Origin of the sequence: Rhodanobacter thiooxydans (assembly GCF_021545845.1) — a bacterium.
GTDB lineage: Bacteria > Pseudomonadota > Gammaproteobacteria > Xanthomonadales > Rhodanobacteraceae > Rhodanobacter.
Genome location: NZ_CP088923.1, coordinates 3,758,640 through 3,770,678, shown reverse-complemented (window position 1 = coordinate 3,770,678; position 12,039 = coordinate 3,758,640). Strand labels below are relative to the sequence as shown.

Below are 12,039 nucleotides of genomic sequence, written 5' to 3'. Positions count from 1 at the left end.
ACGAATGCAAGATGATGGCGCGCCGCGCGGCATCTGCTAGCCTCGGCGCATGAACCCGAATCCCCTGCGCCGCACCAAGATCGTCGCCACCCTTGGCCCCGCCACCGACGTGCCGGGCATGCTTGAGAAGATCATCGCCGAAGGCATCAACGTGGCCCGCCTGAACCTCTCGCACGGCCAGCCTGACGACCACCGCGCCCGCGCCAACGCGGTGCGGGCGGCATCGGTGGCCGCCGGGCGCGAAGTGAGCATCCTGGCCGACCTGCAGGGGCCGAAGATCCGCATCGAGACCTTCGCCAACGGGCCGGTGGAACTGCACGAAGGCGCCACGTTCGTGCTGGATTGCCGCCCCGACGCGCCGCCCGGCGACGCGACCCGCGTCGGCGTCAGCTACTACGGCCTGCCGCACGACGTGCGTGCCGGCGACGTGCTGCTGCTGGACGACGGGCTGATCGCGCTGACCGTGCAGGAAGTGGTCGGCGCCGAGGTGCGCTCCAGGGTGCTGATCGGCGGCAAACTGTCCAACCGCAAGGGGCTCAACCGGCAGGGCGGCGGGCTGTCGGTGACGGCGCTGTCGGACAAGGACAAGGCCGACATCAGGCTGGCCGCCGAGATCGGCGCCGATTTCCTTGCGGTGTCGTTCGTGCGTTCGGCCGAAGACATGCACCAGGCCCGCCGCCTGCTGCACGAGGCCGGCGGCAACGCGGCGCTGGTGGCGAAGATCGAGCGCGCCGACGCGATCCCGGTGCTGGGCGAGATCATCGACGCCTCCGACGTGGTGATGGTGGCGCGCGGCGACCTCGGCGTGGAGATCGGCGACGCCGAACTGCCCGGCCTGCAGAAGAAGATCATCCGCGAATCGGTGCAGCGCAACCGCGCGGTGATCACCGCCACGCAGATGCTGCAGTCGATGGTGCGCTCGCCGATCCCCACCCGCGCCGAGGTGCTGGACGTGGCCAACGCGGTGATCGACGGCACCGACGCGGTGATGTTGTCGGAGGAAACCGCGGCCGGCGCGCACCCGGACAAGGCGGTGGCGGCGATGGCGCGCATCTGCCTCGGCGCCGAGCGCCAGTTCGAGCCGAAGGAGGATCTGGCCAGCGCCAGCCACCACATGAATCGCACCGACCAGGCGATCGCGCTGGCCGCGATGGTGCTGGCCGGCCAGCTCGGCGTGCGGGCGATCGTGGCGCTGACCGAGTCCGGCGCCACCGCGCAGTGGCTGTCGCGCTACCGCAGCGCGGTGCCGATCTACGGCATGTCGCCGTCCGCCGCCGCGCGCCGGCGCATGCAGGTGCTGCGCGACGTGCAGCCGGTGGCGTTCGATCACGACGAGAAGCGGAGCATGGCCGCCTCCACCCGGGCCGCGGTGCGGCTGCTGTTCGAGCAGGGCAAGCTGGCCGAGGGCGACAGCGTGGTGATCACCTATGGCGACCGCGTCGGCCACGTCGGCGGCACCAACACGCTGAAACTGCTCGCGGTCGGTCCCGGCGGCACGGTCGAGAGCCTGCGCGACCTGTGACGGCTGACGCGCCGCTGTCCGGCCGCCCGCCGCCGGCTGATGGCGGGCCGCAATGCCGCTACACTTCATGCCGTCACCCCGGCCAGGAGAACGCCATGACATCCGTGTCCCGCCTGCTTCGCCAGGGCCTGCTGCTGGCGTTGGCGCTGGGCTTCGTCGCGCCGGCGCTGGCGCAGATGCGCCGGATCGACCCGCAGGAGCTGTATCGCTACTGGATCCTGCTCAACACGCAGGTGAAGATGGATGTGCCCAACAGCGGGCTCAACCTGGACCAGCCCAGCTGCGCGGCGGTGACCTATACGATCGGTTCGGATGGCGTGCCGATGAACGTGCAGGTGGTCAAGCTGGTGCCCAAAAGCGACCTCGGTCCGGCGGCGCGCAGTGCGGTCTCCAATTTCCGCTACGGTCCGTCGCTGACCAACCGCATCGGCGAGCCGGTCGCCACCTATTACGTGGTGCCGTTCAACGCGCCGAAGGACCCGGCCCAGCGCCAGCAGCTGACCGACCAGTGCAAGCTGCCCGGCTACGCCCCCTGAGCCGGGGCCGTCCGTCGGCGCGCTGGCGCTGGCGGACGCCATCTGGCCTATAATCCCCGTTTTGAACCGTGCCGCTTCGGCCCCGAGGCGGCTTCCACCTTGTGCGGGCGGGCATGCCCGTGCACCACGGAGTCGTCATGAGTATTGAAGATCTCGAAAGCATCGCCCTGGCGATGGTTGCGCCCGGCAAGGGCATCATCGCCATCGACGAGTCGACCAACACCATCAGGAAGCGCTTCGAGGCGGTCGGCATCGAGAACACCGAGGAAAACCGCCGCGCCTACCGCGAGCTGCTGCTGACCACGCCGGGCCTGAACGAGCACATCTCCGGCGCGATCCTGTACGACGAGACGATCCGCCAGAAGACCCGCGACGGCGTGCCGTTCACCGAGGTGATGAAGAAGAACGGCATCATCCCCGGCATCAAGGTCGACAAGGGCCCGCAGCCGCTGGCCGGCTTCCCCGGCGATGTGGTCACCGAAGGCCTCGACGGCCTGCGCGAGCGCCTGCAGGAATACGTGAAGCTGGGCGCCCAGTTCGCCAAGTGGCGCGCGGTGATCAATATTTCCGAGGAAAACCCCAGCTCCACCGCGATCGAGGCGAATTGCCACGTGCTGGCCCGCTACGCCGCACTGTGCCAGGAAGCCGGCCTGGTGCCGATGGTCGAGCCGGAGGTGATCATGGACGGCGACCACAGCATCGAGGTCAGCTACGAGGTGCATGAAGCCGTGCTGCGCAGCCTGTTCAACGCGCTGTACGAGCAGAACGTGATGCTGGAAGGCACCATCCTGAAGGTCAGCATGGTCATTCCGGGCAAGGATTGCGACGAGCAGGCCGACGTCGAGGAAGTCGCCGAGGCCACCGTGCGCGTGCTGAAGTCCACCGTGCCGGCCTCACTGCCGGGCATCGTGTTCCTCTCCGGCGGCCAGACCGACCAGCAGTCCACCGCGCACCTCAACGCGATGAACCAGATCGGCCCGCACCCGTGGCCGCTGTCGTTCTCCTACGGTCGCGCCATGCAGCAGGCGGCGCTGAAGCTGTGGTCGAAGGATATGAAGGCGAACTACGCCGAAGCGCAGAAGACCGTGCACGCCCGCGCCCGCGACAACGGCCTGGCTGCGCTGGGGCAGTGGAACGGCTGAGGGGTTAGCTCCCGCGATTATCGACGATCGCGAGAGTCAAACGGGCAGCCATCCATGGCTGCACTGCTCAGAAAAGAAACGGGCACCGTGAGGTGCCCGTTTCTTTTTCCGTGTGATCGGCTAACCGATCAGAAGCCGTAGGAGCCCGCTTGCGGGTGATGCTTCTGCTCTTCGAATTCCGGCTCTCAACAGACGAAGGTCTGGTCATCCCGGCTTCAAAAACATCGCCCGCAAGCGGGCTCCTACAGTAAAAAGGGCGCCTTGCGGCGCCCTTTTTTTGATGCATGAAACATCGAGACTCAGAAGCGGTATTCCGCGCTGACCGAGACCATGTCGGTGCTCAGGTTCACGCGGTCCTTCTTGGCGTCGTAGTAGTCGTAGTTCAGGCCGACACTGACGTTGTTGCTGAAGTCGTAGCCCACGCCCGCACCGGCGTACCAGCTGGTGTCGTCCAGGCCCTTGCGGATCGGGTTGGCGTCATTGCTGAGGCCGTGGCCCTTCCAGCCGTAGATGCCGGTACGCGCGCTGACGTACCAGTTCGGGCTGACGTTGAAGTGGCCGTTCACGCCGGCGGTCCACCCGTGCAACTGCGACTTGCCGCGGTCGACGACCGGCTGGCTGTTGAAGATGTTCTTCGGGTGGATGTTGCCCAGGTCGTTGTAGCCCACCTCGGCGCCCAGCGCGACCGACGGGTTCAGCGCCCAGCGGTAGCCGCCGTTGATGCCGTAGCCGGTGGTGCTGTCGTCGTACGGGCCATGGTTCAGCGAGGCCTGGCCGACATTGCCGTTGATGAACCAGCCACCCTTGTCGGTGGACGCGCTTTGCGCGAACACGGCGGGAACGGCCAGCAGGCCGGCGGAAGCGAAGGCGAGGGCAAGCAGGGTCTTGTTCGTTTTCATGGAGCTTCTCCAATTTGTTGTCGTGGCAGTCGGCCCTGAGGGGGAATGGCCGCTGCTGGCGGTGCGCCGTCCGTTCGGCCGGCGACACCTGATTCCTTAGATGGGTCGTGCCCTGGAAGATTCAATACCGATTAGTTCAGTATTAAGCTCGAGTTAATTCGGCGCCGGGCTCAAAAGCGGTACTCCGCGGTCAGCGACGCCGTATCGGAACTCAACTTGATCTGATCTTTGTTCGCGCGGTAGTAGTCGTACGACAGGCCCAGGCCGAAGTGCTCACTGAAGTCGTAGCCGGTACCCACGCCGGCGTACCAGTCGACCTTGTCCAGCTTGTGCCGGTTGATGTCCTGGTTGGCGTAGCCGTGACCCCGCCAGCCGTACACGCCGGTGCGGCCACTGACGTACAGGCCCTGCCACACGTTGATCTTGCCGTTGACGCCCGCGGTCCAGCCGCGCAGGGCCTGACGCTGCGAGGTCAGGTTGACGTCGTTGCTGTTGAACACGTTCTTCAACCTGAAGTTGCCCAGGTCGTTGTAGCCGGCTTCCACGCCGAGGCCCAGATCCTGGCCCACCTTCCAGCGGTAGCCGCCATTGAGCGCGTAGGTGGTCGGGTGGTCGTCGTACGGGCCCACGCGCATGTGGGCCTGGCCGACGCTGCCGTTGACGAACCAGTTGCCGCTGCCGATCGGCTGCGATGGCTGGAAGTTGCCACCGGCGACCGGCGTGGTGTCTTGAGCAAAGGCCGGCAGGGCGCACAGCGTGGCGGAGGCGAGGGCAAGGGCGATCAGATTCTTTTTCATGGGGATACTCCTCGTTTTTGGACCGGGCCGGCGCTGTGGACCAGGCGCGCGGCCGGGCAGCACCTGGGGATGGCGCTGCGGGGCGCAGTGATAGTGGGTCGTGGCTGAAGCTCGCCGAACCGTATGGTGGGGAATTAAGCGGCGATTAATTCCGTGGCCGCGGGCGACAGCTGGCGGCCGGATCGGCGACAATGGCGCTTTTGCACCCTCCGGAGACCGCCCGATGACCACCCGCCGCGAACTCGCCAATGCCGTGCGCGCCCTTGCCATGGACGCCGTGGAGGCGGCCAGGTCCGGTCATCCGGGCATGCCGATGGGCATGGCCGACCTCGCCGAGGTGCTCTGGAACGACTTCCTGAAGTTCAACCCGGCCAACCCGAAGTGGTTCAACCGCGACCGCTTCGTGCTCTCCAACGGCCACGGCTCGATGTTGCAGTACGCGCTGCTGCACCTGACCGGCTTCGACCTGCCGATGGACCAGCTGAAGCGTTTCCGTCAGCTGCACTCGAAGACCGCCGGCCACCCGGAGGCCAGCGAAACGCCGGGAGTGGAAACCACCACCGGCCCACTCGGCCAGGGCCTGGCCAACGCGGTCGGCTTCGCGCTGGCCGAGAAGGTGCTGGCGGCGCACTTCAACCGTCCGGGTCACGACGTGGTCGACCACCACACTTACGTGTTCCTCGGCGACGGCTGCCTGATGGAAGGCATCTCGCACGAGGTCGCCTCGCTGGCCGGCACCTGGCAGCTGGGCAAGCTGGTGGCGATCTACGACGACAATGGCATCTCGATCGACGGCGAAGTGCACGGCTGGTTCACCGACGACACCCCGGCGCGCTTCGAGGCGTACGGCTGGAACGTGATCCGCGGCGTGGACGGGCACGATGCGGGGGCGATCAAGCAGGCGATCGCCAGCGCCACTGCCCAGCACGACAAGCCCACCCTGATCTGCGCGAAGACCGTCATTGGCTTCGGCGCACCGCACAAGCAGGGCAAGGAGGAAAGCCACGGCGCGCCGCTGGGCAAGGACGAGATCGCCGCCGCGCGCGAGCAGCTGGGCTGGCATCACGCGCCGTTCGAGATCCCGGCCGAGATCTACGCCGGCTGGGATCACAAGGCCAGGGGCGCCACTGCCGAACAGGCCTGGAACGACGCGTTTGCGAAATACGCCGCCGCCCATCCACAGCTGGCCGCCGAGTTCAGCCGTCGCATGAGCGGCGAGCTGCCGGCGGACTGGGCCGCGAAGTCGCAGGCGTTCATCGACAAGCTGCAGGCCGACGGCCCCGAAGTGGCTTCGCGCAAGGCCTCCCAGATGAGCATCGAGGCGTTCGCGCCGCTGCTGCCGGAGCTGATCGGCGGCTCGGCCGACCTGGCCGGCTCCAACCTCACCAAGTGGAAGGGCAGCCTCGACGCCGCCACCGGCGACAGCGCCGGCGGCAAGGGCAACTACGTCCACTACGGGGTGCGCGAGTTCGGCATGACCGCGATCGCCAACGGCCTGGCCCTGCACGGCGGCTTCATTCCGTACGATGCGACGTTCCTGGTGTTCTCCGACTACGCGCGCAACGCGGTGCGCATGAGCGCGCTGATCCCGGCGCACGCGATCCACGTCTACACGCACGACTCGATCGGCCTGGGCGAGGACGGCCCGACCCACCAGCCGGTCGAGCACATGGCGTCCCTGCGCTACATCCCGGACAACCAGCTGTGGCGCCCGTGCGATGCGGTGGAGTCGGCCGCATCGTGGAAGGCGGCGATCGAGCGCAACGGCCACCCGGCCTGCCTGGTGTTCTCGCGGCAGAACCTGAAGCACCAGCAGCGCAGCGCACAGCAGGTGGCCGACATCATGCGCGGCGGCTACGTGCTGTCCGATCCGCTGGATACGAAGTTCCAGGCGATTCTGATCGCCACCGGTTCGGAAGTGGAACTGGCAATGGAGGCCGCGCGTGCGCTGGCGCAGCAGGGCGTGGCCGTGCGCGTGGTATCGATGCCGTGCACCGAGGTGTTCGATGCGCAGCCACTGGAATACCGCGAAGGTGTGCTGCCGGGTTGGTGCCGCGCACGCGTCGCCGTGGAAGCCGGCACCGCCGACTTCTGGCGCAAGTACGTGGGCCTGGACGGCGAGGTGATCGGCATGACCACGTTCGGCGCCTCGGCGCCCGCACCGCAACTGTTCGAGCACTTCGGTTTCACCGTGGCCCATGTGGTCGATGCGGTGAAGCGCACCCTTCGCTGAGACTCATCAGCTCTTGTAGGAGCCCGCTGGCGGGCGATGCTTTTTTTCGCCTTGATGTCCCCTACGTTGCACCAGGGCAGGAGTATCGCCCGCCAGCGGGCTCCTACAATCACGTCTCCGATATACCGGATAGTCGTCATGAGCAAGCAAACCCCTGTCATTGCCCCGTCCATTCTCGCTGCCGATTTCGCCCGGCTCGGCGAGGACACCGCCGCCGCACTGGCCGCGGGCGCCGACTGGGTACATTTCGACGTGATGGACAACCATTACGTGCCAAACCTCACGATCGGCCCGATGGTGCTGCAGTCGCTGCGCAAGTACGGCATCATCGCGCCGGTCGATGTGCACCTGATGGTCAAGCCGGTCGACCGCATCGTGCCGGATTTCGCCAAGGCCGGCGCCAGCCTGATCAGCTTCCACCCGGAGGCGAGCGAGCACGTCGACCGTACGCTGGGCCTGATCAGGGAATCGGGCTGCCAGGCCGGACTGGTGTTCAACCCGGCCACGCCACTGGACTACCTCGACTATGTGATGGACAAGCTCGACCTGATCCTGATCATGTCGGTCAACCCCGGTTTTGGCGGGCAGAAGTTCATCCCCGGCGCGCTGGACAAGTTGCGCCAGGCGCGTGCGCGCATCGAGGCCAGCGGCCGCGCGATCAGGCTGGAAGTCGACGGCGGCGTCACCGCGCAGAATATCGGCGCGATCGCCGGCGCCGGTGCCGACACCTTCGTCGCCGGCTCGGCGATCTTCCACGCTCCGGATTACGTGGCCGAGATCGCCGCGATGCGCAAGGCGATCGCTTGAGCGTGCCCGCCGCGGGGCGCGATGCGATCGGCTAAGCACGATCGCGCGAACCTGCCGCGCATAAAAATCCCGACGCAGTGAACGGCTGCGCCGGGACAAAACGTCATCGATGACGTGAGAGGAAACACCATTGATTGGTGTGCCGGCACGACTGCTTCACAGGGAGGGTGTCTGCCGTCGTGCCGGCACGTTCCATGGCAAGGGGAACGGTACCAATCAGTACTATTGACCGGGGTGATCCGGTTTGGTTCCCGCAGATTCCTGAACGGAGCCGATGCCACGACGTGGCGCGGTCCCCGGCCGAAAAAATCCCCTCGCAAGGAGGGGAAACCGACCACCCTGCGGGACGGGCGCGGTGGTCGCGCTACAGCGGGCGCCAGTCGGGATCGGGTTGCGCTTGCCCCGCATCCGGCGCGACTCCCTTCGCGCCGGATGCACCGCCGTCTTCCACGGAGAGGAGATCGAACGGGTACGGGTCGAAACAGGATGTGTCCATGGCACTCGCCTCAGAGGCTGAGCAGCAGCCCGAGCAGCAACGCGCCGATCGCCAGTGCGGCGCGCAATGGCTCGAAGCCGTGCAGTTCGGCGTTGGGATCTCGGTCGGGGGATTCGGGCTGCGGCATCGTTGAACGTCCTGCGGATGGCTTGATGCACATCAAACCGTCGCCGCGGGCGCTGGCGCCGGCGGAATCGGGCCTAGCGGCTGTCGCCGTGTGGCAAAACGGGGACAGCTGCGTCACGCGGCTTGCGTACGCGCGATTCGCATAGCACGCTGCGCGCACCACTACAGGGAGCGCGCCATGGGCCGCAGCATTGCCATCGTCGAGGACGAACCGTTGATCCGCGCCAACTACGTCGAGGCGCTGAACCGTTTCGGCTACGACGCGCGCGGCTACGGCTCGCGCCGGGAGGCCTCCGGCGCCTTCGCGATGCGCCTGCCGGAGCTGGTGATCATCGACATCGGCCTGGGCGACGAGCCGGAGGGCGGCTTCGACCTGTGCCGCGAGCTGCGCGCGAAGTCGGCCACGCTGCCGATCATCTTCCTCACCGCGCGCGACTCGGATTTCGACGTGATCTCCGGCCTGCGCCTGGGCGCCGACGATTACCTTTCCAAGGACACCAGCCTGCACCAGCTGGCTGCGCGCATCGCCGCGCTGTTCCGCCGCATCGAGTCGCTGAAGGTGCCGGCCAGCAGCGAGACGGTGATCGAGCACGGCCCGCTGAAGCTGGAATCCGAGCGCATGCGCATCACCTGGAACGGCGAGGAGATTCCGCTCACCGTCACCGAATTCTGGATGGTGCACACGCTGATCCGCTTTCCCGGCCATGTGAAGAACCGCGACCAGCTGATGCGCGAGGCGGAGCTGGTGGTGGACGACGCCACCATCACCTCGCACATCAAGCGTATCCGCAAGAAGTTCATCGCGGTGGCGCCGGAGTTCGACGCGATCGAGACGGTGCACGGCGTGGGCTACCGGTGGAAGCCGTGAGGCGACGCCTGCTGCCGGCGTTGGCGTGCTTGCTGTTCGCCGTCGCGGCGCCGGCCGCCGGCCAGGACGACGGCGTGCTGGCGCGTGGCGCCCGCGACGGCGACGCGCCGGCCTGGGCGATCAGCGTGGCCACGCCGCCCGGCTGGACGCGCGACTGCTGCACCTACGCGCGCGCGATCGGCGTCAATGCCGTGCTTTACCAGGGCGAGTGGAGCGGCAAGCCGCAGCGGGTGATGGTGCTCAACGTGTGGCCGCGCCAGCTGGCCACGCTGGCCGACGAGGTGCAGGCTGATCGCAAGCGCTACCTGCAGCACGACCCCGCCGGCAAGGTGTCCGCCTTCGTCGTGCGGCATCCGGCCATGCCGTGCGAGGCTTCGGTCTACCAGGGCAGCGATCGCATCGACGACGTGCTGGTGTTCTGCGACCCCGGCACGGCCAGCGGGGTGCGGCTGAGCTGGTCGATGGCATTCGACGACGCCGACCCGTCGCGCCACGCACTGCTCGACGACTTCATGCGCGTGGTGGTGGCCACGCGCTGGGCGAAGGACGCGGCGCCCGCGCATGGCCGCTGATCGCCGGCGCCGATGACGCTGCGCCGCAAGCTGCTGCTGGTCGCACTGTGCACGCTGGCGCTGCCGGTGGCCGGCTGGCTGTACGTGCGGCAGATGGAAACGCTGCTGCGCGAAGGCCAGGCGCAGGCGCTGCTGGCGTCGGCGAATGCGGTGGCGCGCAGCCTGGTGGTGACCGGCGCGGTGGCGCCGGCATCGGGCCGGGGCTGGTACGTGCAACAGGCAGCCAATCCGATCACCGTGGACGGCTACGGCGACGACTGGGCGCCGCTGACGCCGTGGAGCCAGCCGCTTGGCACGAACGGCAAGCTGTTGCTGGCCGTAGACGACGACGGGCTGTACCTCTACGCCGACGTGCGCGACACCCGCCGCACGCGTGCCGACGCCGGCGATGCGAATGCGCTGGCGGCTGATCACCTGATCCTCGTGCTGGGCAACGCGGAAGGCCGGCGCCGCTACCTGCTGGCCAGCGCGGCGCCCGGTCCGCTCACCGCGCAGCCGCTCGATCCTCCGGTGGAGGGCCTGCCCGAGCTGATCGCCGCGCAGTGGCAGGAAGACGGCAGCGGTTACCGGGTCGAGTTGCGCCTGCCGCGTGATCTCAAGCTGCGCACGCTCGGCATCGGCGTGTACGACACGGCCGCGGGCGGCGACCGGCTGGCCGCCGATACGCGGCCACTGCTCAGCTATTCGGGCAAGCTTGCCGGCGAGCTGGCGCAGCTGGTGCCCGACCGCGTGCAGGCGCGCGTGCTGGCGCCGCAGGGCTGGCTGCTGGCACGCAGCGGCCGCCTGAACACGATGCCCGGCAGCGACGGCCAGCCAGGCTGGTTCGCCGCGCTGGTCTACCGCTCGCTACTGGCGACGCGGCTGGAAGATGCAAACCTGTGGGCGCAGGACGTGCCGCGGCTGGACACCCGCGAAGTGGCCGAGGCGGGTGCCGGTCAGCCGGTATCGGTGTGGCGCAGCGGCGAGGAGCGCGGCAGCGTGGTGCTGGCCGCCGCGGTGCCGATCGGACATGCCGGCCGGGTCGGTGGCGTGCTGCTGCTGGAGCAGGCCAGCCGCAGCGTGCCGCTGCTCGCCAACCGTGCGTTGTTTGGTCTGCTGCTGACCAGCTTCGGCGTGCTGCTGGTCGCCGGCGGCATCCTGCTGCTGTTCGCCACCAAGCTCAGCCTGCGGCTGGGCCGCCTGCGCAACGCGGCCGAGCGCGCCCAGCTCAACGATGGACGTCTGGACGGCCTGTTCGAACGCGGCAAGTTCCCGATGACCGACGCGCCCGACGAGATCGGCGACCTGGCGCGCAGCTTCGAGCGGCTGTTCGAGGTGGTCGGCAGCTACACCGATTACCTGCGCACGCTGGCCTCGAAGCTTTCGCACGAACTCAACACGCCGCTGGCGATCGTGAAATCGTCGCTGGACAACCTCGAGCATGCCGCCTTGCCGGCCGAGGCGCAGCCGTACCTGGCGCGCGCCCGCGACGGCGTGGCGCGGCTGGGCGCACTGGTGCGCGCGATGAGCGAGTCGAGCCGGATGGAACGCTCGATCCTTGCCGCCGAACCTGAGGACGTCGACCTGCGTGACGTGGTGCGCGGCTGTGCCGATGCCTACCGGCCACTGATCGGGGCGCGCCGGCTCGACTGCACACTGCCTGATGCGCTGCTGCCGTTGCACTGCGCGCCCGAGCTGATCGCGCAGGCGCTGGACAAGCTGCTCGACAACGCATTGTCGTTCACGCCGCCGGATGGCTGGCTGCGTCTCGCGCTGCGCGCCACACCCGATGGCGCCGAGATCGAGCTGGCCAACCAGGGCCCGCCGCTGCCTGCGGCGATGCAGGGCCGGCTATTCGACTCGCTGGTCAGCCTGCGCGACAAGGCCACCCCCGGCGGGGTCCCGCACCTGGGTCTGGGCCTGTACGTGGTGCGGCTGGTCGCCGAACGCCACGGCGGCATCGCCAGCGCACGCAACCTCGACGACGGCAGCGGCGTGGCGTTCACCCTGCGCTTGCGCGGTATGCCGCGACAACGGCTGAGTGGCTGAGGGCGCGCTTCGC

Annotated in this window: 10 protein-coding genes; 8 read left to right on the top strand and 2 right to left on the bottom strand. The window is 68.1% G+C overall.

Annotated elements, in window-relative coordinates; all coding sequences use genetic code 11:
- The first annotated feature begins 49 nt into the window (after positions 1 to 49).
- The 3 genes from pyk (at position 50) to LRK53_RS17125 (ending at position 3,200) form a co-directional block, all read left to right on the top strand.
- The gene (gene pyk / locus LRK53_RS17135) at positions 50 to 1,522 is read left to right on the top strand and encodes a pyruvate kinase (protein WP_027492294.1); all 1,473 of its coding nucleotides are present in this window, start codon (positions 50 to 52) and stop codon (positions 1,520 to 1,522) included.
- A gap of 95 nt (positions 1,523 to 1,617) precedes the next feature.
- Positions 1,618 to 2,058 (top strand): energy transducer TonB, encoded by a 441-nt coding sequence (locus tag LRK53_RS17130; protein WP_027492293.1) that lies wholly within the window; start codon positions 1,618 to 1,620, stop codon positions 2,056 to 2,058.
- 137 nt (positions 2,059 to 2,195) lie between these two features.
- On the top strand, positions 2,196 to 3,200 hold the full coding sequence (locus tag LRK53_RS17125) for a class I fructose-bisphosphate aldolase (protein ID WP_027492292.1): 1,005 nt from the start codon (positions 2,196 to 2,198) through the stop codon (positions 3,198 to 3,200).
- Between the two features lie 299 nt (positions 3,201 to 3,499).
- Here LRK53_RS17125 and LRK53_RS17120 read toward each other — a convergent pair whose 3' ends face one another.
- Together LRK53_RS17120 and LRK53_RS17115 are read right to left on the bottom strand one after the other, a co-directional pair.
- Positions 3,500 to 4,099 (bottom strand): porin family protein, encoded by a 600-nt coding sequence (locus tag LRK53_RS17120; protein ID WP_027492291.1) that lies wholly within the window; start codon positions 4,097 to 4,099, stop codon positions 3,500 to 3,502.
- Positions 4,100 to 4,269: 170 nt separating this feature from the next.
- Positions 4,270 to 4,896: an outer membrane beta-barrel protein gene (locus LRK53_RS17115; RefSeq protein WP_027492290.1), complete on the bottom strand. Its 627-nt coding sequence runs from the start codon at positions 4,894 to 4,896 to the stop codon at positions 4,270 to 4,272.
- A 223-nt stretch (positions 4,897 to 5,119) separates the two neighbouring features.
- Between LRK53_RS17115 and tkt the strand changes: the two genes are divergently transcribed.
- The 5 genes from tkt to LRK53_RS17090 all read left to right on the top strand — a co-directional run bounded on the left by tkt (position 5,120) and on the right by LRK53_RS17090 (position 12,026).
- On the top strand, positions 5,120 to 7,129 hold the full coding sequence (gene tkt, locus LRK53_RS17110; RefSeq protein ID WP_027492289.1) for a transketolase: 2,010 nt from the start codon (positions 5,120 to 5,122) through the stop codon (positions 7,127 to 7,129).
- 138 nt (positions 7,130 to 7,267) lie between these two features.
- Positions 7,268 to 7,936 (top strand): ribulose-phosphate 3-epimerase, encoded by a 669-nt coding sequence (gene rpe, locus LRK53_RS17105; protein ID WP_027492288.1) that lies wholly within the window; start codon positions 7,268 to 7,270, stop codon positions 7,934 to 7,936.
- 800 nt (positions 7,937 to 8,736) lie between these two features.
- The gene (gene pdsR / locus LRK53_RS17100; protein WP_027492287.1) at positions 8,737 to 9,426 is read left to right on the top strand and encodes a proteobacterial dedicated sortase system response regulator; all 690 of its coding nucleotides are present in this window, start codon (positions 8,737 to 8,739) and stop codon (positions 9,424 to 9,426) included.
- A complete protein-coding gene (locus LRK53_RS17095) occupies positions 9,414 to 9,998 on the top strand; it encodes a hypothetical protein (protein WP_425504523.1) in 585 nt (194 codons plus the stop codon). Before pdsR ends, LRK53_RS17095 begins: the two co-directional genes overlap by 13 nt.
- A gap of 12 nt (positions 9,999 to 10,010) precedes the next feature.
- Positions 10,011 to 12,026, top strand: coding sequence for an ATP-binding protein (locus LRK53_RS17090; RefSeq protein ID WP_027492285.1), 2,016 nt, complete (start codon positions 10,011 to 10,013; stop codon positions 12,024 to 12,026).
- The last annotated feature ends 13 nt before the right edge of the window (positions 12,027 to 12,039 follow it).

Bases quoted from the DNA above. Each gene is read 5' to 3' on its own strand.
- pyk (WP_027492294.1), top strand. From the start codon at position 50: ATGAACCCGAATCCCCTGCGCCGCACCAAGATCGTCGCCACCCTTGGC.
- LRK53_RS17130 (WP_027492293.1), top strand. From the start codon at position 1,618: ATGACATCCGTGTCCCGCCTGCTTCGCCAGGGCCTGCTGCTGGCGTTG.
- LRK53_RS17125 (WP_027492292.1), top strand. From the start codon at position 2,196: ATGAGTATTGAAGATCTCGAAAGCATCGCCCTGGCGATGGTTGCGCCC.
- LRK53_RS17120 (WP_027492291.1), bottom strand. From the start codon at position 4,099: ATGAAAACGAACAAGACCCTGCTTGCCCTCGCCTTCGCTTCCGCCGGC.
- LRK53_RS17115 (WP_027492290.1), bottom strand. From the start codon at position 4,896: ATGAAAAAGAATCTGATCGCCCTTGCCCTCGCCTCCGCCACGCTGTGC.
- tkt (WP_027492289.1), top strand. From the start codon at position 5,120: ATGACCACCCGCCGCGAACTCGCCAATGCCGTGCGCGCCCTTGCCATG.
- rpe (WP_027492288.1), top strand. From the start codon at position 7,268: ATGAGCAAGCAAACCCCTGTCATTGCCCCGTCCATTCTCGCTGCCGAT.
- pdsR (WP_027492287.1), top strand. From the start codon at position 8,737: ATGGGCCGCAGCATTGCCATCGTCGAGGACGAACCGTTGATCCGCGCC.
- LRK53_RS17090 (WP_027492285.1), top strand. From the start codon at position 10,011: ATGACGCTGCGCCGCAAGCTGCTGCTGGTCGCACTGTGCACGCTGGCG.